Here is a 19,882-nt window from a genome sequence, read left to right on the forward strand (position 1 = left end):
GGTCGCCGTGGGTGCAGAGCACGCACGCGTAGCGCTGTCCGATGACCTCGAACGTGCCTCCTCGACGCTCGTCGCGTTCGAAGTGCCCAGGACGCAGGCCACCGAGCTGCTCAAGCACCTCGGCCCGGGCTGCCGGGGCCGCAGCGCGGAGTGCGTCGTTGATGGCGACGTTCCAGGCGCGCTCGGTGTATCCGTTTGCCAGGCTCAGGCGACGTTCGAAGCTAGCGGGTGTCTCGTGGGCCGCCGGTCGAGTCCGCTCCGGGAGCGCCATCACTGTCTCACGCAGCACGGGCCGTCACCTTCTTCTTCTTCGAGCCGCGCTGGACTTCACGCTCGTACTCGCGTTCGCTGGTCACGTCCAGCCGCACCGTGCCCATGTGCTCACGGGTGATGAACTCCTTCGTGGGGTCGTCCGCGTCGATGAGGTCAAGCGCGACCGTGGTCAGAAGCCGCGACAGGGCGCTCAGTGAACCACGGCTGCGGCTCCACAGGTAGTCGGCGTGCGCGGCCGGCAGCGACTTCGGCGGCTGGGCGAGGAGACCGAGCTGGGACTCGAAGGCGTAGACGATGGCGCCCCAGAGCTTGCGTTCCTCGGCCGTGTCGCGGCCGAAGTGCGTGAGCCGGACGAGGGTGGACCGGGCAGCGAACTGCTCTCCGAGTCCCTTGTCCGAGTGCAACTTCTGCTCGAGGTTGAAGCCCAGGTACAGCGGGACGGCGGGCACGGCGTTCATGAGGTTCTTCGTCGCCTGCTGGGTTTCCGAATGTCCACGGCCGGTGAACGCCATGTTCTGCATCTCGTCGATGACGATGAGCGAGGTGCGCCGGCGGATGAGGGCGTCGGTGACCAATTTCGTGCGCTCCTCGACCGTGGTGTGGGCGGTGAAGCGGATGCCGAGGAAAGTCAGGAACCGACCCATCAGGTTCTTCGGGGTGCAGGAGGAGGGCACCTCCACGTACACGATGGGCGAGTGGTTCAGGGTCTTCCACTCCGGGTGCTGCCGCTCGTGGCGGCGCAGGGCGTCGACCATGACGTGCTTCGCGGCGGTCGTCTTCCCGGCGGTCGGCGGGCCGCTGACCATGACGCTCGTGCGTCCGACAGCGCGGCTCATACGGAGGGACGCGCGTTGAACCTCGCGGAGGAGGTCTTTCAGGTCGGGGGTCAGGATGTCGGTGTTTCCCGCGATGCGGTCGATGCGGCGGTCGTTGAACGCGGCCTTCGCTCGCGCGTCGAGCGCGGTGAATTCCTCTAGGGTCATGGGCTCGGGTTGTAGAGTTTCGTAGTTCTCCAGCAGTGGGAGCAGGGTGCGCTCGCGGTCGAAATGACCGAGGGGGGCGTCGTCGATGAGGGACATGAGTGTGGGTTCTTTCTCTGGGGTTAGGCGAGATCGAGCTCGTCGAAGTTGAGGTAGTCGTCGGCGACGTGGCTCCGGTCGACGACGGGTTCAACGTCGGTGGGCGCGCCCCGCTTGGCAGCCTTCTTCTTGGCGGCTGCCGCTTCTGCCTGCAGCGCCTTCTCCACCGCGCCCGCTTCGCGTCGAGAGCGGGCTACGAAGTCGTGGGCTTCCTCGTTGGTGAATCGCTTACTGGACTTGCCGATGGCACGAGCGTCGTGGAGCATCGCGCGCTCGTTCGGGCGGAGCAGTCCCGCGTCGTCAGTCCACCCGCACGTAATCCACTCACCGTCGGTGGATGAGAGCACCCAGACCTGGGACGGGTCGTGACGGTCGTAGTGGACAGGCACCTTGATGCTGTGACCGTCCGCGTCCTTCTGCAGGCGCATGGGTGCCAGGTACGGGCTGTCGTAGGTGCGCCCCTGAAAGAGGATGCCATCGACCTGAACCGTGCGGTCGGTGCGAGGCATCAGCGCGATGAAGTCTTCCTCGCCGAGCGGAAGCATGAACTGACCGGTGTACTCGATGGATGCGGCGTACATCGAGTTCGGGGAGTGAACGAACGTCGGCTCCAGCGGGTCGGTGAGCCCCTCGTGCTCACGGTTCTGCCAGATGACGCTCACCCAGCGGTCGAACAGCTCGATGACCGTGCGGAGTTCGAGGACGTCCTCTTCTTCAGCCTTGGCGCCGCGCTCCGCGAGGCTGCCGCCTGCGTAGCCGGGAAGGTGTCGGGTGAACATCGTCTTGATGGTGTCGAAGTGTCGCTCGACGTGCGGCTTCCCGGTCGGCGTCCGAGGAGGCGTCTCAGTGATGTGCATCCCGTATCGAGTGCAAGCGGCGTGGACGACGATGCCACGGTAGTCCTGGCCGTTGTCGACGAGGATGCGGCGGGGGAAGATATAGGGCCGGTAGGTGTCGTAGGAGTGCTCCCGGTCTTCGACGAGCTTCGCCCACGGCATCTCCGGGAGTTCCAGCTCCGCGTACTGGTTGCTCCACGGACGCAGCGAGTGCGGGACGAGGGTGCGAGCGATGAGCCACGCGTGGTCTTCGGCGACGGGGGCGCCGTCGGTGAAGTTGAAGCCGATGATGCTGCGGGTGCGCTTGTCCATGAGCGTCGTCAGGTGTGGGCGGATGACGGACCCGTCCGGCATGCGCACGAACGCGTCGAACCAGGTCGTGTCCATCTGGCATTCGTCGCCGGGGGCGGTGACCTCACGCTTGCGGAAGGTGTGCTTCGGCACGAGAGCGGCGGTGTTGCGCAGCTGCGCCAAGGTCGTGGGGTCCTGGTTGCCGGAGAGCTGCTTGACGTACCGTTCGACGGTGGACGTGGACGGGAGCGTGGGGCGGTCGTTCGGGTGCGGGTACTCGTCCTCAAGCTCCAGCTTCAGGTCAGCGCGGATGACAGCGTAGGAGGTCTTCGACCGGCCCGCGTACGTCTTCAGCACCCGGCGCAGGGTTGTGATGACTCGCTCGTCAGCGCGGGAGAACGCCTCCTCTTTGCGGTCATGGGTGCGCTTGTCGCCGAGTGCTGCGACACCGCCGTCGCGATACCGCTGCAGGCGGCGTTGGAGCGTCCGGTAGGGCATTGGCATGCCCAGGTCGTCGAGCTCCTTTATCTTGCATTCGAGCCGCCCCTTCATGGGGAGTCGCGGGTCGTACTTCGCTCGGAGCTCTCCCCCCTCGGGTGCGGTTCCGTCGACGAGCTCCTGCAGGTGTGGGATGAGCGCGACCGTGTCAGCGTCGAGGTGGTCGAGGGCCTCGACGATGGGCATGAGGACCTTCTTCTTCCTCTTCTTCTTGGAGTCGTCCTCGGGCTCTGCCTCGACGATGTCGAGCCGCTCCCCCGGCGCCAGAAGGCGGAACAGTTCCGACTGATGGAGGACCATGGTCTCGTTGGTGAGTTCGTGGCGGAGTCGGTAGACGACGCCTTCGTAGCCGACGAGCTTGTAGAGGCCGTCGGTGAGTTCGATGGTCTGTCCGATGAGGATGGTGCGGGGCTTACGCATGAGTGTGGGCTTTCTTTAGGCGGGGTGGATGGGGGTGTTGTCGGAAAAGGGCTTGGTGAGGTCGAAGCGGATGGCGCGCTGCCACATGAGGTGGAACACGGCGGGAAGGTGCTCACCCGGGCGGTCGGTCCGCAGCGCGTCTCGGAGAGCGCCGAACGTTCCAACCTCGTGTGCGACGTGGAGGATGAGGTCGCGGTCTTCGTCGTCGGGCTCGAAGCGCGGGTGGTGGTAGCGACCCATCATTTCGAGGTTCCACCGGGTCACGTCGGGGAAGGTGTCGAACAGTTCGAACCGCCAACCGATGCGCTCGCACATCTGCGCCGTGAGCTCGAACTTCAACGCCTCAGCCTCGGTCGTACGTTCGGAGTCGTGAACGTCCACGAGGATGTTCTCGCCCTGCGCCGTGCGGAAGAAGACGTCAGGCACGTGGTGCAGGTCGTCGCGCTGGAAAGTGAGCATCATCGGCTGGGAGACGATGTCGACGATGTCGAAGACGTGGTCCAGCAGCATCAGCGCGGTGAACTCGCTCATCGACTCGTAGCGGACCATCGTCTCGGTGCACGCGCACCAGTAGTAGCCCTGGGAGGAGCGCTGGGTGTCCCACTTCATCGGCAGCCGCGCAGGCTGTGCCGGTTCGACCTTCTCCACCGACGCCGGGTCGGTGGCACGGGCGGCGTGGACGCGATGCTTCGCGTCCTTCCATTCGATGCGGTCGACCCCGAAACCGGGGGTCTTCTTGATGCCAGTTATCTTTGCCATGTTTCTTCTCGTGCGCGGCGGCTTCGCGTCGCGGACGGGATCGATGGCGTTCATTGATCTTTTGGCACTGATAGGTGCCAAAAGGTAGAATCCGAGGCATGTCGAACCCTCGGTACGTTCCGCGCGAGTTCGCGCACTATCCGCTCGAATTCGGACGAAAACCGCTCATCGAATGGGTCAGCGAGGAGGGCCTGTCGACCGTGGAACGTGCAAGATTGGACGCCTCGCGCCTTCAACACGGCGTCGCCTACGGGGTCACCCAGCTGTACATGCCACGCTCCCCCACGAAACGGATGACGTCCTTGGCTGAGGCGCTCGATCTCCCCTACGCCCGCCTGCAGAAGCTGCTCTCTGGTCACAGCGTGATGCAGCTCGAAGATCTCGGACGACTTCGCCAGCTCATCGGCGACAGTGTGGACCCGTGGCTTCTCCGGGGGCGCCATGCGGCGCTGCTGACGGAAGGTCGCGCAGCGATGGATCGGGAGGCTGCGCGAGAACGGCGAGAGCGATTGTCTCGGGCTGGAGCTTGGGCGCGGCCGTCGTCGCCGCCACCAATTCGATGAGCGACTTTCGTTGACCACCGGCGTGTCGAGCTGTAATTTCGACATGTGCGGATATTAATACGCACTTCGAATTTCGACAATGGTCAGACGGAAGGATCCCCATGGACGCTCTCGAGGTCGCTGAAGACATCACGCTGCCCGACACCCGTGTCGCGTTGTGCGGCGACTGGCACGGGAACATCGGCTGGGTCGGCACCTTGGCCGAAGCCATCCCCCGACTCGCCCCCGACATACGCACCATCATGCAACTCGGCGATTGGTCGATGGACCCGGCCGCCGACGCCCTCCTCATCGAGGCAGGGATCGAGCGTGTCTACGTCACGCTGGGCAACCACGAGATCTATAGCGAGATCACCCCGCTGTTGAACGCGCACCCCGGGCACGCTGTCCGCGTCTCCGACATCACCTGGATCCTCCCCCGGCCAGGGCGGCTGACCATCGGTGGTCGATCCGTGCTTTCCCTGGGCGGGGCCACCTCCGTCGACAAGGCGTGGAGGCGAGAAGGTGTCAGCTGGTGGCGGGACGAGGACATCACCGACCAACAGGTACGAGCCGCAATCGCAGGCGGCGCGGCTGACTTGATGCTGACACATGAATCCCCCGACCGCACCCCCGTGCGCGCCGTGCAAGAGATCCTGCGCACGAACCCGATGGGGTTCCCTAACGACGCCCTTCTCGATTCTCTACACTCCCGCCGACGCGTCGCGAAAGTCTGGGATCTCGTTCATCCCGCGCTCCTCGCGCATGGACACATGCACGCGCCGGGCGGCGGTCAGACCGACGACGGCCGGCGAGTGGCGAGCCTCGGGTGCGACGGGCAGCAAGGCAGCATCGGGTTCCTCGACATGTTCACCCTGACGATGCAGACCCCCAGCCTTCGAGAGATCCGCGACGCGGCCGGGCAATGACCAACCCATGGGCCGCCATCGTCGGGCCTTGTTACACGCGAGCATCTCTGGCGCGCGCACTCGGGTGGACAGAGCAGGACGTGGCGACTGCGGTGGAAGCGCTCGACGTGCTGGAAGTCCTTCCCGTCGATGGACAGCCACTGTATCCCGCGTTCCAGATCGCGGACGGTCGGCTCGTCGCAGGTCTGGCTGACGTGCTCCGGACTCTGAGCACCGGGACCGAATCGCGGTGGACGTGGGCGCAGTGGTTGAACAGCACTGGCTATGCGGAAGAGTCGCGCCGCCCCATCGACATGCTCAAGGACGGCGAGCTCGACCAGGTTCTCCTAGAGGCCCGCCACGATGCGTGGTCGTGGAGCAGCTGACCCGCTGCGACGTTGTGTGGCTTGAACACCGACCCCGGCGCGAGGCCTGACGCTCCTGCACGGTCGCGGCTCTCGTATCACGTGGAAGCCTGCCAAGCAGATCGCCGCGTCTGCCAAGGTCAGAAGTCCACCGTGTTCCCAGGTCAAGCTGCAAAATCGACCCACCGTGCCAAGTCTGCCAAGCGCGGGATGTATCCATATAGAGGATTTGGGAGCGAAGTCCTCCTGTATCTCGAGCTCTCTCTTTTTTTCCACACATGAACTACCTACTACTTGGCAGCCTTGGCCGGGCCCTCCGATCCCAGTAGAGAGTATGGCAAACTCCAGCCAAGGTCGCCTTGGCAGTGCTTGCCCGACTTGGCAGCGCGGGTGAGAGGATCGGCAGATGATGGATTCGGTAGCAGCGATCCGCGCTCACGCGGCAACGGTCGCCCGGGCGTTCGCACCGCTGGGATGGGCGTTCTACGGCCACTGGCACGCCGATGAGTCCACGCGAATCCTCACCATGCTCCGTGCCGGAACCGCGAACGCCGACGTCGACGAGGCGGTTACTGAGGTCTGGAACACCAAGCAGACCGCCCTACTGCGCAACGTGGCGACGCCCCTCGGGCGTTTCGGTCGTGGAATTGACCTGGAGTGCCAGCGGCGATGCCAGAAGCGTCAGATGCTCGTCAGTGAGGCGGTGGAATGCCACGAAGCCGGCAGGTACGCCGCGGCGATGACCCTCGCGCTCTCCCAGGTGGACGGCATCACGCGCGAGGTCGTCGGGAAAACGTTCTTCCAGGCGAACCCCGACGCCACCGAACCTGGCTACACCGACGACAAGACGCTTGCCGGGGTGGAAGGAAACCTTCCGGTGGTCAGGAAAGCTTTCAGCGCACCGGTGGACAGGGTCGGACGTTACTCCTCGGTGTCACGTCACGGGATCATCCACGGCATGGACCTGACTTTCGCGACCAAAGTGAATTCCACGAAGACGCTCGTCCTGGTCGGCGCGTTGGCCGAACACCTCGAGTCCCGCGCCTCCGCCCGTGCGAAACGATGGCGGCGGGACCGTGATGTCAGGCGGAGCACGCTCACCGGGTTCGACGACAACGGCCGTCTTCGGGATGACCGTCACCTCGAAGAGCTCTACCTGTTCCGCGCAGAGTTTGAAAGTCGTATGTTCCACGCCATCCTCTCCCCGCACGGCCCCACTGCCACCTCGTTGCTCGAGGTGGCGCGAGACAAGCTGCCGCAGCAGAGCCTGTGGCGGGCCCGGTTCAGCCTCCTGACAGTGGAGCGCGATGGCGTTGCGTGGACGTATCGAACACCGAGGGGTCACTGGATGGGTTCGGCGCTGCGGATCCGAGACTGCGCGACGTTCCCCATCGAGCAGGAACACTGGACGTGGGATGCTGCTGGGCCTCCGCTCGCTGCACCGTGGTCACGGCCTGACGGATGGACGGCGACCGACGGGGACCCGCGCACTCCTAACTGGGGGTTCGGCGGGTTCTACCTGGACTGAACGAGGTTCGCCAAGCACGACCAAGCGCTCCACCAAGGTCAGATCGCACCTTTCCCCAGATTAGAGAGCGTATTCGTCGACCCGCCAAGGAACGGTTGAGCGATAGGAGGTCGCCAGCCCCCGTCGCCGCCACCTCCCGCGCGCACTGCGTTCGGTTACTGGCCCCCAGGTCGGGTAGAGCCGCGCCTCGAGCCCTCCCGCTTAGGTCTCGGCTCTCTTCGCCGAGCTACTCGTCGTCTTCGGGCACATCGCCCCGCAACTGAGCGATGGTCGAGTGCAGCGGTCCACGCCAGTCTCCCCGCGACATGCCCAGCTCGAATGACCCTCGAAGCACCTCGTTCACTTCGCCCGCAGTCAGACGCCATGTCGCCGTCACGACGTCGGGGATAGCTTCCGGTCCGTCGGCGAACAGCACGAGGACCACGTCCTCGTCGGGAGTACTGAGGCTCTGCTCGGAATGCAGTCGCCGCATCTCGACAACGAGCTCAGCCGGGCGCTGTGTCGCGATGCGTATCGACCCATCGAAAGCGTGTGGCACGACAAGCGGTCGCAGTCCGGTGAGCGAGGGGGTGAGATACGAATCGCTCCCCCAGCTCTTGGGCCGATCCGCGAACAGATCAACAGTGTTGTCCTGCTCCTGCCAGTACAGGGCTGTCACTGGCGCGTCGAACGTCAGCTCCAACCTGACCTCTTTCAATGAGGTGGCGGTGTTGTTGCTGATCTTCAGGATGAACGGCCGGCTCATCTGCGAGGCGAGGTCGTGAATCCCGGATTCGGGTTCCTCCAGGGTTTCGTCACGCCACTTCTCTACTGCATCGAGAAACTCGCGATCACTGCGACGGTCTGAGGAGAACGAGCCTTGGAGTACGGCGAAAGGTGAGCGAGGGGCCGTGTCTTCAAGCTGAGCTTCGAAGCGGTCTCTGTGCCAGTCGACGAGTTCACGAAGCTCTGCAACGTCGATGACCAGCGAATGCAGAACCCCGTCCGGTTCGACGCTGACATCGAGGACGGCTCCCTGTGCCTGTGCGCGTGCCCGAGCCATCATTGCGACGAGCTCTGGCCCAGTCGCCCTACGCGTGGCACCCTCGACACGGATGTACACGTCGCCACTTTGCAGCGAATCGCTGGACTGCAGCACAGGGCGGACCCTACCGTCCGGCGGATCGACGAGAACGATGACGTAGTCACGTCCACCCGAGGCCGGGACAAGGTCGACGTCCCATCCCGGCGGGTCCGTGCCCGCGAACGTCTCGATGTCGCGCTCCAGGTCCATGAGCTCGAACTTCGGAAGCCCTGCAACACCGTCGAGGGTCAGCCCCAGAACCATCACCGCATATCCGTCGAAGTGGCGCGCGGCCTTGGCTGGGTCGCGATGAGAGGCGCCGAGGATGAACTTCACGACCTTGCGCCTGTCAGCCTTGCTGTTCAGGTCGAAGCCGCTCTTCAATTCGAGGTAGTGACGTTCCACGCGGTCGTCGCTCGCCTCCAGCGCAGCGATGAACGCGGCACGCGCCCGGTTACCAATCGGCAGCTTGCTCGAATCCACGATCCCCATGGTCCGATTCAACCGCACCTCGCAGCTGTCGGCGCCACCGGAGCCGACTCCGCTGGCCGGCTACTGCGTCGGATACAGGTCCAACAAGAATCGAATGTGGGCGGTCAGATCGTCAGCCAGAAGCGCACCCACGACCGTGTTCTCGTAACTCCGGGCCCCGCTAGTCACCGCCCGCCACCGGCGTACGCGCGCGCTCCGTGCCCCCTTCCGGTTCGCACGTGCCACGTTCCCGCGGTCTTCGGGCGCACCTCCCATGAAGTGGATGACTCGGTCCAAGACCCACGCGTCCTCCCGCGGCCGTACTGCACTCATCATTTCTACCTTGCGATTTCGCGATGCCGCAGGGTGCAAGGTGATTGAAAGGAGCGTCCCGTGTACGCGACTCTGGTTCTCTCCGGCGCTGCCTTGGTGTCGGTCGTCGTGTGGGGGTTCGCCCGATGGCATGGACCGCTCGACGACCGGACGCGAACTTTTCTCGCGGCGGGCTGGGTGTGCATGGCTGTGTGGGCGACGATGATCCTGCTGACCATGTTGGCGGGAGTGCCGACGACTGCCTCTGCGGCTCACGTCATCGTGTGCTCGGGGACCCTCCTCATGCTCGCCTGCGCGATAGCCGCAGCCACGTCCCGCTCACGGCATCAGCGCCATGCCCTCCGCGGACTCCTGCAGATTCGCGATCCATTCAGCTGCGAGGCCGCTCGCTGAGAACACCGACAGGATAACCAGCCCGCAGAACACGACGACAACTCGTGTTCCTGTCGTCCACCGTCCCAGCCAGAACACGAATCGCCACAGCCATCGTGCACCCCACGCGCGTGACTCGATGAGCGCCGCGGACACGTTTGCCCCGCAGAACGCCGCCGCGCCGAACAGAAGGATGAACGACCACAGGGCACCGAGGATCTGCAGGACGAGCGGCACTAAGTATGGCGTGAGGCCGGCGATGCCTTCAGCGTTCAGAGCCGCCAACGATGGCTCAAGGACGCCCTGGAGCGGTGGCTCGAGCAACCAGTAGGAGACCACGCTGCCCAAGCCGGCGAGTGGGACCGTGGCAAGGAGTGCGACGGATGCACCCTTGCCGTCGAACACACGGCGCCACCACAGCACGAGAAAGACGACGGTGGTCACCGCGAGGACGACGACCGAGCTCCAGAACATGACGACCGCGATGGTCACGACGTTTTGCACATACAAACTCACGACAACGTACATAGCGAAGACGCTCAGGAGCAGACCGCCCCAAGCGTCGTCCTCTGAGGACGGCGCTTTAGGTGTGTCAGTTCCGAACGTGTACTTCAACCAGGCCCAGACCTTCCAGTCGGTGACCAGACGCGCGTGGCTTCTCGCGAGCCGCAACGACACTCCTGTACCGGTGGCGGCAGGCAAGCTGCTCATTGCCGCGGCGATAGGCGTGCCGAGGACCGCACCGCCGAAGAACCACACCCACTCCACCCACGATGTCATCGGCGCCCGCTTCTCTTCTCTGACAGAGACCGCGCCCCTTCGAGCAACGCACTGAGCACGATGGGAACAACGATGCCTGCCAGTCCGAAGACGATGTGGTCGATGTTGTCTTTGACGAACTTCAGGATTGGAACCGTGTCAATCATGTACCTCTCCTGCCTCAACCAAATCTCCGAAACTCCTTGTATATCAGTGTTCTCGCGGAGGAGCGAAACGTCGCGGAGCGACTTGTTCCGCTCCTCATTCCTGCTGGGGCCTCATGAGAGCAGTCCGCGCTCGGCATGCTCGAACGATGGGAGCGAGTGACGGGAACTGCTTCACAGCGCACCGGAACGCGCGTTCAACCGGCCGTTGAAGCCGACGTTCCTCATCGCCGGGCAGCGTCGTAGCGAGCCGCGTCGTGGCCTGGTCCGGCCGCCCGTAGTCGTCAGCACGACGAGCGGCTCTCGCCCTTACGCGTTCGCCGGGTTCGGATACTGCCGCGAGCAGGAGATGTTCGTGCGCACGGACGATGTGACGGAAGGATCCTGGGTCGAGCCGTGCGCGCATCCACCTACTGCGCTCCTGACGAACTCGCTACGTCACCAAGCGCGGCACCTACCCAATACGTCAACTTTTCCACCCATATGACGCAGTGGATGCGGCGTTTAGTGCCGTGGCGTATGCGGATTGGATTTCTCGTGGCACAACGGCAGATTGTCGAGCTCATCGACGACCTGGATCAGACCCTCATCACGGATGGCGGCACATACACATTCGCGCTGAATGGGAAAGTGTACGAGATTGACCTCTCCAGCGAGAACATCGACAGGTTGAACGAGGCCCTCGCTCCGTTCATCGCGTCTGCGCGGCCAGTGCGTGGGTCCACGGCCCGCGACCGCTCACACGTGTCACATGAGATGTCTGCGATCCGTGCCTGGGCCCAGCGGCGCGGTTACACCGTCAGCGACAGAGGGCGCATCCCCTCCGACGTCATCGCCGCCTACCGCGCGGGCTAGCGGCTCTCGTCGACGTCGACGAGACTGCTGTCCCCCGCGAGTAACTACAGGCCGGTGGGTCCGGAAAACCTACCGCTCCCGGGCGGTGTCTTCCGTCTGCTCGAGTGAAATGCGAGAAACGCGGACTGTCGACGTCCGCGGTCGTGATCATGAACTCTGGCCGTCTCGCGTTTCACACGATGGCGCAGCGTCAGCCTTGGGTGTCGTCGCTGTAGGGGACGAAGCGTTCGGTCACACGAGGCCTAGCTCTCGGGCAAGTGCCCCGATTTTCTCGGCGCGACGAAGTCGAGGCAGGTCACTCCCGTCCCGGATCTCGCGGCCCCGGGCATCGAACTCGGCGAGAAACTCCTCAGCCCAGACGATGTCTGACGGCGTGGGGCTGACCACTTCGTTGACGACCGCGAGTTGCTCTACGCTCAGGCAGAGCCGCCCCGTCATTCCGAGGGCTAGCGCGTTTTCGGAATGCTCCCGAAGAATGGGATGACTCGTGCTCACCGTGGGACCGTCAATGGGGCCGGGAAGCCCGGCAACACGGCTTGCGACCACGAGACGTGACCGCGGATACGCCATCGCGATGTCCACCGCCCCGGTTCCCGTATCCCGGCGATAGTCGCCACTTCCGAACGCGAGGCGGAACGCACCGCGTGCGGACGCGATGTCGGTGCAGTACTCGATACCGACTGCGGACTCGACGAGCGGAATGACGGGTAGATCGCCGCCGAGGCGGTCAAACGTCTCCGTCACGTCAGATGGTGACTCGGCCTTTGCGAGCATGACCCCACGCACCCCGGGCACGCCTCGGAGTGCGCGAACATCTTGTTCCCAGTCCATCGACGTGCGGTCATTGATGCGCACCCACGCCGACCCGGCCTGTAGCCAGTCCGTCAGCGCCTCGCGCGCGACCGCTCGTTGACGGGGATCGACGCCGTCCTCTAGGTCGATGATGACTTGATCTGCGCGGGACGCAACCGACGCGTCGAACAGGTCCGAGCGCGCGGCTGTCACTAGAAGCCAAGATCGCGAGATCTCGGGCGCGACGTGATGTTTCAGCTCGGTAGACATCTTCCTCCGACAGTTCCGCCCCTTGGGCACTCGTTCTTCGTGAAAGGCAGCGTGGTCGTTAGTCGATTCGGTAACGGCGCAGCTTCAACTCGTCGATTTCCACGCCGATCCCCGGAGCGTCCGATGGGGTCAGCGTGCCGGCACGCACAACGAGGGGATGAACCGTCAGGGTGTCAGTGAGAGTCGAGTAGTACTCGAGCTCGGCCGGTTCTCGCGCCAGCGAAGGAAACGCGGATGCGAATGCCAAGGCGGCAGCAGCGCCAATCATGCCGTCCGCCTGGCTTCCGATTAAAGTGCGCGCGCCGAGCGCGACCGCTGCGGCGACGACTTGGGTCGATTCAGTGAAACCCGTCCTCGTGGTTTTGACACTGATGGCACGGGCCTCACCGTCCAGGATCTCGCGCACGGTGGAGTTGAGGTCCGGCGCGCTCTCATCGGCCATGATGGTCGCTGCTGTGTGCACGGCAAACCGGCGCCGACCGATGCGGTCTTCCGCGGGGCTAGGCTCCTCGACCAGGTTCACTCCGACGGCACCGAGTTCGCCCATCAGGGCGATTGCGCTCTCCGCCGTGTACCCATGGTTGGCGTCCACATAGATGTAGGCGTCGTCGCCGACAGCGCGTCGCACCGATGCGACTCGCTCCACGTCGGCGTCGATCCCTGTTCCGACTTTCACCTTGAAGCTCGTGATCCCCCACTGCGAACGTGCGTCACGCGCTTCGACGGCAACTTCTTCTGGGGATCCCATCGACAGGATCCGAGTGACCGGGATGTCGCGCTTCATGCCGCCCAAGAGCCTCCAGGATGGGATACCCAGGAGCTTTCCACGTAGGTCATGCAGGGCGATGTCCGTGGCGCCCCGCGCGGTGTTGTTACCCGCGAGCCACGCCAAGTCCTGCTGGTGGACGTTCACGGCGAACGGGTCGGCGCCGACCAGTGCCGGTTCGATCCATTTCTTCACCGCGGCGACGATGGATTCTTGAGATTCGCCGTACACGAAAGACCTAGACGCCGCTTCGCCGACGCCGACTACCCCTTCATCCGTTCGCACACGGATGAGAACGTGTTCCGCGGCGCGAAGGACTCCCGAGGAAGCTTCGATGGCATGGTGATACCCGATGGTCGTCGGGATCGCCTCGATAGCGGTGATCTTCACCATGAAGCTCCCTCAGTCGTCTTCAGCGCGCAGCGGGGTTACGGCGCGGTCTCGGGTGCCTTGTCAGTGAGCAGAGGCTTACGTGCGGTCTCCCGGATGAAGAACGCGCCAATGAGTGACGGAATGGCGCAGGCGATGATGAGCCACATCGGAGCCATGTCGCTCCCGCTCGCGCTGACCATCCAGGTGGCGACGTACGGCGTCGGTCCCGCGATCAGCGCGGTCGACAGGCCCAGAGCGAGGGCGTATCCGCTGTAGCGGATCGAGGTGGGGAACGTCTCGAGCAGCGGTGCCGACTGGGCGCCGATGGCGGAGCCGTTCATTGTGCCGAGCAGCATGAGTCCGAACACTGCCAGAGCCGCGTTCCCGGACGTCAGGAGCGCGAACGCCGGCCAGGCGAGGACGAGCTGCAAGACGCACAGACCGAACAGGATACGGCGCCGGCCGAGCCGGTCCGACAGCGTTCCAGAGATGGGAATGAAGATGAACGTGAACAGGACGCCGGCGAGGACTGCCATGAGGGACTGCCATGCACCGAAACCTTCGTTGTTCTGCAGGAACGCGGGCATGAACGTCATCAGCATGTAGGCCGGAACGCTGGCGGGCAGGTTGATGAAGGCGGTCCGACCGAGCATCTTCCAGCCCCGTTTGGTGCCGAGCAGTTCACGCAACGGGTTGACCTTCTCGTCGTTCATGGCGGCGAGACGCTCGAAGACAGGCGACTCATCGACCTTCGAACGGATGATGAGCGCGATGATACCCAGCGGGATCGCCATGAGGAACGGAAGACGCCATCCCCACTCATTCATGTCCTCTGCGGGGATCGTGAGTGCGAGCGCCGCCCCGGTGAGCAGGGCGAGGATCTGACCGCTAACAACACCCCAGTGCAGGAAGCTCGTCTGAAGTCCTCGCCGGTCGTTCGGCGCGTACTCCCCCACAAGGGTGGCCGCTCCAGGCATCTCACCCCCTGCCGAGATGCCCTGCAGCAGACGCATCAGCACGAGGAGAATTGGGGCGAAGACGCCGATGGTCTCATAGCCCGGCAGCAGACCGATGACGGCCGTCGAAATGCTCATCAGGATGATGATGGCGACCAGGGCCTTCTTCCGCCCGACGCGGTCTCCGATGGGCCCCCAGATCAGTCCGCCGAGCGGCCGCGCGAAGAACGCGATAGCGAAGACGATGAACGTACTGAGAAGTGCGGCGGTCGGATCATCCGAGGGGAAGAAGACGTGGGATAGGTAGGGAGCCATCGCTCCGTAGATGACGAGTTCGAAGTACTCGATGGCGGAGCCCACGGATGCGGCGAGAGTGACCTTCCGCAGCGTCTTCGGCGTCGTGTTGATGGTCCCCGTCGGCGACACCTTCAGTGTCCCGGTCTTCGTCATCAGGGCGTCGTCGTCCATTATCGCTCTCCATCGAGTCTCAGCGGTTCGGGTACCGGAGGTCGAGATCGACCTCAGCGTGGTTAACAATATCCGACAGTATGGGATTTGTCACACCCGAGTTTCGCCCTCAGATGACGACCTCATTCACCCCAGCCCGCGGACGCATACGACACGAACCCTCACGTCGAAGATATGCCGACTGTGGCCGCGGCCACAGTCGCGTCTTCGGATCAGATTCGAGCCGAGGCCCCGTCGGGCACTCTCGGCAACGTCGCCCGCATCTCCACCAGTTTCTGGGCGAGTTCGTTCAACGCCCGATCCTCGGCCATCAACAGGGGCACCGGGCGGACCGTGTGGACACCGATCCGATCTTCAAAGATCGTCATGCACTGGGTCGCGAGTTTCATCTCTGTCGGGCGACGGGGATCCGCCGACCGGACATGGACGCTCAGGGGCATCGCGCCATCCGCCACGTGGATCAGTAGAGCGTCTACCTCCACAATCTCGCCGATATGGATGGGTCGGTAGAAGTGGATGCCACCGGTGTAGATCGCCGTCGCAGAATTGCTCGACCATCCAGCCGAGCACGCGTATGCGGCGTCATCGATCCAGCGCATGACCGTTCCCCCGTGTGCATTTCCGGCGAAGTTCGCCGAGGTCGGCGGGGCCAGGAACCGGAAGATGGTGCGCGGCGTGGTCCCCTCACCGGAGAAGACGGCGTCTTTCATCTCGCGATGAATCGCCTGACGAAGCGCGACACGTTGACGGGCGTTTTCCTGCAGCGTGCGATCTTCGACGCTTTCCGGGATCCACTCTCGAACCTCGGTCGGCCTGCCTTCGTCGTCGACTGCAACGAAGACCAGCAAGCAGTGCATTGCCGGCACATACTCCCGCGCCCGGGTGTCCGCGCTACTGAGTCGGACGAGCACGTGCATGCTCGTCCGACCAGTGTGAACGATCTGGGCGGACGCTTCGACAAGTTCGCCCGGCCGTATCTGCCGGGTGTAGTGCACGTTCCCGACGTACGCGGTCACGCAGTAGGCGGAGCTCCAACCAACAGCGCAGACGTATCCCGCCTTGTCTATCCACTCGAGGATGCTCCCCGCGGCAACGGCATCGCGCGTGAAGCCCGCATCCTGCGGGGTGGCGACGAATCGCAGAGTCACCTTCCCAGAGTGCTTCCAACCACCCTCGTGCGGTGTCATCGCGCGGGCTGAGCGAACTCAGACGAGTTCGGCGACACGATCCGCGAGGTAGTCCACACCGATGCGAGGACTTGAGAGCACGGGCTTACCCGTCTTCTCCTCCAACACGGCAGCCAATCGTGACATCGACGCCTGAGCGAGAACGATGATGTCAACGTTCTTCGCGAGGTCCACAGCCTGAGCGATGACGGTCTGGTCGTGCGCGTCTCGATCTCCCGCCATCAGGGTCGCGAACGCCCCTTCCGCGAGGCGCTGCTCGACTTGAATGCTTCGTCCGAGCTCGTCGGCGTGCCACTGGATCAGATTCGACGTGGGGGCGAGCGTGGTGGGAACTGTAGCGAGAACACCGATGCGGTCGCCTTCTTGGGCTGCGCGCAGAGCCATGGCTTCGTCGATCTTCACCACCGGCGTGTGAACACTGCGCGCCGCGACGTCGAGCGCAGGACCGAGGGACGAGCAGGCGGAGAAGATGATGTCTGCGCCAGCCTCTTCGGCCGCCTGTGCGAGATGCGTCATCCTCGCCTCGCTCTTGGCCGAGATGCCATTCTCGCGCTGGACGGTTGCCAACACGTCCGAATCCACGAAATGCATCACCTCGGCGTCCGGGATGAGCTCCGCGATGAGGTCATTGATCACCGGCTCCACGGACACGAACACGAAGCTGGTGTGCAAGATTGCGATCTTCTTCGACACGCTGATTCCTCTCAATCGACTTTTCTTGATCATATCCCACAAAGTGGGACTTCGTCGAAGAGAGTTGAACTACACGTTGCCGCTACAACCCGTCGTCCGCGTCGGCGAGACGAGAAGTAATCGTCGCGGCCGCTTCCCTCACCGCCGCGATGGCAACGTCCACTTCCATATCACGCTGGGTCTCGTCCCAGGCAACACCGACGCTGCCGATGGCAGTGCCTTGCGGTGTCAGGATCGGGGCAGCCATGCCGTAGACGCCGGGGTTGAATTCGCCTCTGGTGAGAAGGTAGCCGTCGCGTTTTATCTTGCCGAGCGTCTTGCGGAACTCGCTCCACGACGCCCCCAGCCCCGCCTCCTCGATGGCCTGCGAGTTCTTGGGGTAGATCGCCTTCAACCGGTGATGCGGGAAGTACGCGAGGATCACCTTGGAGACCGCTCCTTGGAACAACGGGCGGCGCTGGCCACGGCTGAACCGGTTCTCAGGACTCTGAGTCGCACGGCTCTCCGCGATGCAGAGCACCGCGTCACGATAGGACGTGCACAAGAGCGCCGAGTGACCGATCTCATCCACAAGCTTCTCGAGGACACCGGTGCTCGCGATAAGCAGGGGGTCGGTCACTCGAATCTGCAGATCCATCTCGATGATCCGCGGTCCGAGGCTGTAGTAGCCGTTACGGACGGCGCCGAGCAGGCCGGCGTCATGAAGAGTCTTGATGTACCGGTAGCCCGTCGAGCGAGAGGTCTCCAGCGCAGCGATGAGTTCGGTAGTGGACCAGACCGGCTCCTCCTCCGTAAACAGCTCGAGGATGTGGAGCATCCGAGAGAGGCTTCCGGCCCCGTCAGATGATTCCGCAACCTCAACATCATTGTCCGTGAGACTTCGACTACTCATGACGGGGCTCGTACCTCTCTTCACGCGGCCCGACCGGGCAACAGCTTTTCACCACCGTTGTGGGATGTGAAGTACAGCTTTGCACAACGTCCACGGAGGACTCCGCCTCTACAACTGGATGTAGACGCTCTTGGTGTAGAGGTAGGTGTCCATGTGCGCGGACGTTCCCTTCGCCCCGTACCCGCTCAGCTTTGTCCCGCTGAAACCGACCATCGGGTCGACGTAGCCGTAGCAGTTGACCCACATGGTGCCGGTGTGCACGCCCTGGACGACTTTCAACGCCGTGGAGATGTTCTCCGACCACACCGCGCCGCCTAGACCGAAGTCGCTGTCGTTTGCGATGGCGATGGCCTCGTCGATGTCGTCGAACGGAAGGATGGATAGCACGGGTCCGAAGATCTCCTCCCGCGCAATCCGCATCGTGTTCGTCACCCCACCGAACACCGTGGGCTGCATGAAGTATCCGCCCGCCTGGTCGGCGAGCCGCTGCCCTCCGTAGAGGAGGTCCGCGCCTTCGGCGAGTCCGACATCAACGTACGACAGCACTGTGTCGAGCTGCGATTCGGAGATGACCGGACCCAATGCGGAGTCCGGATCCAGGCTGTGCCCGACGCGGAGGGTGTCGACGTAGGCGAGAAGCTTCTCGGTGAACTCGTCGACAATGGAGCGCTGCACGAGAACGCGTGTCCCGGCGTAGCAAATCTGCCCCGAGTTCGCGAACACTCCCATCGCGGCGGCGGGAACGGCCTTGTCCAGGTCGGCGTCGGCGCAGATGATGTCGGCGGATTTACCGCCCAGCTCCAACTGCAGCTTCTTGATGTTCGACGTCGATGCTTCGATGATTCGCTGGCCGGTCTCCGTGGAACCGGTGAACGCCACGCGGTCGACGTCGGTGTGCGCGGCGAGTGCCGTGCCGGCTTCACTGCCGCGACCGGTGACGACGTTGACGACGCCGGCGGGCACACCTGCCTCGTGGAGGATTTCCGCGACCCGCAGAACGGAGAGCGATGCGTACTGCGCGGGCTTCAAGACCGTCGTGCACCCGCTCGCCAGCACCGCGCCGATGATCCAGAACTGGCTGTTGAGCGGCCCGTTCCAGGGGATGATTCCTCCGATGACCCCCACCGGCGCTTTGAGGGTCATGGTGGTGACCTGGCCGGGAATGCCGTTCTGAAGCGTCTCGCCAGAGATGTTGAGGGCCTGCGCGGCGAAGAATGACAGCATCCGCATGAGGGCCGGCTTCGAGGACAGGACACGAGAGATCGGTGCACCCATGTCGAGCGACTCAATCTGGGCAAGCTCTTCGAATCGCTCATCCAGCACGCGGGCTACCTTCACCAGCAGCTCCTGACGCTGGTAGGGAGTCCACGTGCTCCACTCCCCCTGAAAAGCTGCCCGGGCCGCTGTGACGGCGCGGTCAATGTCGGCGGCGTTGCCGGACGAGAACGTCGCGAGCGTCTCCCCCGTCGACGGGGCGACCGTGCTCAAGGTCTCACCGGACGACGCAGGAACACGTCCACCGTTGATGAACAGGAAATGCTCGTCCCGAGCCAGGAAGTCCTGGGTGAGCGAGTTCAGAGCGAAACTCTGCTGGGTGGTGGTCATGACTTGCCTCTCGGATGTCTCAGTCCTCCGCTTCAATCGAAGAGGAAGACGCCTTTGCCGATCTTTCGCGCGTCGAACAGCTCGTAGGCGTGCTCGGCGTCGCTCAGACGGAATTCATTCGTGAACAGCGACTCGACGTCCAGCCCGCGCTCAGCCACGAACTGCGCGCACTCGTCCTGTTGGGTCTTGCTGAACGTGAGGGAGCCGAGCACTGTCTTGTGTCGGTGGATCAACTCGTCGGTGTCCAGGTCGAAGGAGCCGAACACTCCCACCATGCACGCTGTTCCCCACGGGCGAATCGCCTCCACGGCCTGTTTGCGAACAGCAGAATTCGCACTGCACTCGATGGACTTGTCCGCTCCGGC

Annotated in this window: 19 protein-coding genes; 4 read left to right on the plus strand and 15 right to left on the minus strand. The window is 63.9% G+C overall.

The window, feature by feature from the left end; translation table 11 throughout:
- The 4 genes from J7E68_RS03360 to J7E68_RS03375 all read right to left on the minus strand — a co-directional run.
- Positions 1 to 289: hypothetical protein (locus tag J7E68_RS03360; RefSeq protein WP_215169843.1), on the minus strand; the 289-nt coding region annotated here is incomplete at its 3' end.
- Positions 279 to 1,352: an ATP-binding protein gene (locus tag J7E68_RS03365; RefSeq protein WP_215169845.1), complete on the minus strand. Its 1,074-nt coding sequence runs from the start codon at positions 1,350 to 1,352 to the stop codon at positions 279 to 281. The genes J7E68_RS03365 and J7E68_RS03360, both read right to left, overlap by 11 nt.
- A 23-nt stretch (positions 1,353 to 1,375) precedes the next feature.
- Complete coding sequence (locus tag J7E68_RS03370) at positions 1,376 to 3,397, minus strand: Mu transposase C-terminal domain-containing protein (RefSeq protein WP_215169847.1); 2,022 nt, start codon at positions 3,395 to 3,397, stop codon at positions 1,376 to 1,378.
- A 15-nt stretch (positions 3,398 to 3,412) separates the two neighbouring features.
- A complete protein-coding gene (locus J7E68_RS03375; RefSeq protein ID WP_215169849.1) occupies positions 3,413 to 4,156 on the minus strand; it encodes a TnsA-like heteromeric transposase endonuclease subunit in 744 nt (247 codons plus the stop codon).
- Positions 4,157 to 4,820: 664 nt separating this feature from the next.
- Between J7E68_RS03375 and J7E68_RS03380 the strand changes: the two genes are divergently transcribed.
- From J7E68_RS03380 to J7E68_RS03390, 3 genes are all read left to right on the plus strand, one after another.
- Positions 4,821 to 5,627, plus strand: a complete 807-nt coding sequence (locus J7E68_RS03380; protein WP_215169851.1) for a metallophosphoesterase — start codon at positions 4,821 to 4,823, stop codon at positions 5,625 to 5,627.
- On the plus strand, positions 5,624 to 5,992 hold the full coding sequence (locus J7E68_RS03385) for a hypothetical protein (RefSeq protein ID WP_215169853.1): 369 nt from the start codon (positions 5,624 to 5,626) through the stop codon (positions 5,990 to 5,992). Before J7E68_RS03380 ends, J7E68_RS03385 begins: the two co-directional genes overlap by 4 nt.
- Positions 5,993 to 6,497: 505 nt before the next feature.
- Positions 6,498 to 7,499, plus strand: a complete 1,002-nt coding sequence (locus tag J7E68_RS03390; RefSeq protein WP_215169855.1) for a hypothetical protein — start codon at positions 6,498 to 6,500, stop codon at positions 7,497 to 7,499.
- A 226-nt stretch (positions 7,500 to 7,725) separates the two neighbouring features.
- On the opposite strand, the gene J7E68_RS03395 is transcribed toward J7E68_RS03390, so the two are convergent.
- The 3 genes from J7E68_RS03395 to J7E68_RS03405 all read right to left on the minus strand — a co-directional run bounded on the left by J7E68_RS03395 (position 7,726) and on the right by J7E68_RS03405 (position 10,664).
- Complete coding sequence (locus tag J7E68_RS03395; protein WP_215169857.1) at positions 7,726 to 9,054, minus strand: hypothetical protein; 1,329 nt, start codon at positions 9,052 to 9,054, stop codon at positions 7,726 to 7,728.
- Positions 9,055 to 9,684: 630 nt separating this feature from the next.
- Positions 9,685 to 10,518: a hypothetical protein gene (locus J7E68_RS03400; protein ID WP_215169859.1), complete on the minus strand. Its 834-nt coding sequence runs from the start codon at positions 10,516 to 10,518 to the stop codon at positions 9,685 to 9,687.
- Positions 10,515 to 10,664 carry a hypothetical protein gene (locus tag J7E68_RS03405; RefSeq protein WP_215169861.1) on the minus strand — a complete coding sequence of 50 codons (150 nt, stop codon included), beginning with the start codon at positions 10,662 to 10,664 and terminating at the stop codon, positions 10,515 to 10,517. The genes J7E68_RS03400 and J7E68_RS03405 overlap by 4 nt, the downstream gene beginning before the upstream one ends.
- A gap of 393 nt (positions 10,665 to 11,057) precedes the next feature.
- Between J7E68_RS03405 and J7E68_RS03410 the strand changes: the two genes are divergently transcribed.
- Positions 11,058 to 11,516: an Lsr2 family protein gene (locus J7E68_RS03410; protein WP_311416199.1), complete on the plus strand. Its 459-nt coding sequence runs from the start codon at positions 11,058 to 11,060 to the stop codon at positions 11,514 to 11,516.
- 231 nt (positions 11,517 to 11,747) lie between these two features.
- Here the strand turns inward: J7E68_RS03410 and J7E68_RS03415 are convergent, their stop codons facing one another.
- From J7E68_RS03415 to J7E68_RS03450, 8 genes are all read right to left on the minus strand, one after another.
- Positions 11,748 to 12,578, minus strand: coding sequence for a CoA ester lyase (locus tag J7E68_RS03415; RefSeq protein WP_215169863.1), 831 nt, complete (start codon positions 12,576 to 12,578; stop codon positions 11,748 to 11,750).
- A gap of 58 nt (positions 12,579 to 12,636) precedes the next feature.
- Positions 12,637 to 13,737: an enolase C-terminal domain-like protein gene (locus J7E68_RS03420; protein WP_215169865.1), complete on the minus strand. Its 1,101-nt coding sequence runs from the start codon at positions 13,735 to 13,737 to the stop codon at positions 12,637 to 12,639.
- 35 nt (positions 13,738 to 13,772) lie between these two features.
- Positions 13,773 to 15,140 (minus strand): MFS transporter, encoded by a 1,368-nt coding sequence (locus J7E68_RS03425; RefSeq protein ID WP_215169867.1) that lies wholly within the window; start codon positions 15,138 to 15,140, stop codon positions 13,773 to 13,775.
- Positions 15,141 to 15,352: 212 nt separating this feature from the next.
- Positions 15,353 to 16,288, minus strand: coding sequence for a hotdog domain-containing protein (locus J7E68_RS03430; RefSeq protein WP_311416201.1), 936 nt, complete (start codon positions 16,286 to 16,288; stop codon positions 15,353 to 15,355).
- A gap of 57 nt (positions 16,289 to 16,345) precedes the next feature.
- On the minus strand, positions 16,346 to 17,020 hold the full coding sequence (locus J7E68_RS03435) for an aspartate/glutamate racemase family protein (protein ID WP_215169871.1): 675 nt from the start codon (positions 17,018 to 17,020) through the stop codon (positions 16,346 to 16,348).
- An 82-nt stretch (positions 17,021 to 17,102) separates the two neighbouring features.
- The gene (locus J7E68_RS03440) at positions 17,103 to 17,837 is read right to left on the minus strand and encodes an IclR family transcriptional regulator C-terminal domain-containing protein (RefSeq protein ID WP_215169873.1); all 735 of its coding nucleotides are present in this window, start codon (positions 17,835 to 17,837) and stop codon (positions 17,103 to 17,105) included.
- A 183-nt stretch (positions 17,838 to 18,020) separates the two neighbouring features.
- Positions 18,021 to 19,517 (minus strand): aldehyde dehydrogenase family protein, encoded by a 1,497-nt coding sequence (locus J7E68_RS03445; protein ID WP_215169875.1) that lies wholly within the window; start codon positions 19,515 to 19,517, stop codon positions 18,021 to 18,023.
- Positions 19,518 to 19,549: 32 nt separating this feature from the next.
- On the minus strand, positions 19,550 to 19,882 hold a 333-nt coding region (locus tag J7E68_RS03450), incomplete at its 5' end, for a zinc-binding dehydrogenase (protein ID WP_396652481.1).

Origin of the sequence: Microbacterium sp. ISL-103 (assembly GCF_018613995.1) — a bacterium.
Taxonomy (GTDB): Bacteria; Actinomycetota; Actinomycetes; order Actinomycetales; family Microbacteriaceae; genus Microbacterium.

Bases quoted from the DNA above. Each gene is read 5' to 3' on its own strand.
- J7E68_RS03385 (WP_215169853.1), top strand. From the start codon at position 5,624: ATGACCAACCCATGGGCCGCCATCGTCGGGCCTTGTTACACGCGAGCA.
- J7E68_RS03445 (WP_215169875.1), bottom strand. From the start codon at position 19,517: ATGACCACCACCCAGCAGAGTTTCGCTCTGAACTCGCTCACCCAGGAC.
- J7E68_RS03405 (WP_215169861.1), bottom strand. From the start codon at position 10,664: ATGATTGACACGGTTCCAATCCTGAAGTTCGTCAAAGACAACATCGAC.
- J7E68_RS03395 (WP_215169857.1), bottom strand. From the start codon at position 9,054: ATGGGGATCGTGGATTCGAGCAAGCTGCCGATTGGTAACCGGGCGCGT.
- J7E68_RS03380 (WP_215169851.1), top strand. From the start codon at position 4,821: ATGGACGCTCTCGAGGTCGCTGAAGACATCACGCTGCCCGACACCCGT.
- J7E68_RS03365 (WP_215169845.1), bottom strand. From the start codon at position 1,352: ATGTCCCTCATCGACGACGCCCCCCTCGGTCATTTCGACCGCGAGCGC.
- J7E68_RS03420 (WP_215169865.1), bottom strand. From the start codon at position 13,737: ATGGTGAAGATCACCGCTATCGAGGCGATCCCGACGACCATCGGGTAT.
- J7E68_RS03400 (WP_215169859.1), bottom strand. From the start codon at position 10,518: ATGACATCGTGGGTGGAGTGGGTGTGGTTCTTCGGCGGTGCGGTCCTC.
- J7E68_RS03375 (WP_215169849.1), bottom strand. From the start codon at position 4,156: ATGGCAAAGATAACTGGCATCAAGAAGACCCCCGGTTTCGGGGTCGAC.
- J7E68_RS03390 (WP_215169855.1), top strand. From the start codon at position 6,498: ATGCTCCGTGCCGGAACCGCGAACGCCGACGTCGACGAGGCGGTTACT.
- J7E68_RS03415 (WP_215169863.1), bottom strand. From the start codon at position 12,578: ATGTCTACCGAGCTGAAACATCACGTCGCGCCCGAGATCTCGCGATCT.
- J7E68_RS03425 (WP_215169867.1), bottom strand. From the start codon at position 15,140: ATGGACGACGACGCCCTGATGACGAAGACCGGGACACTGAAGGTGTCG.
- J7E68_RS03370 (WP_215169847.1), bottom strand. From the start codon at position 3,397: ATGCGTAAGCCCCGCACCATCCTCATCGGACAGACCATCGAACTCACC.
- J7E68_RS03440 (WP_215169873.1), bottom strand. From the start codon at position 17,837: ATGCTCCACATCCTCGAGCTGTTTACGGAGGAGGAGCCGGTCTGGTCC.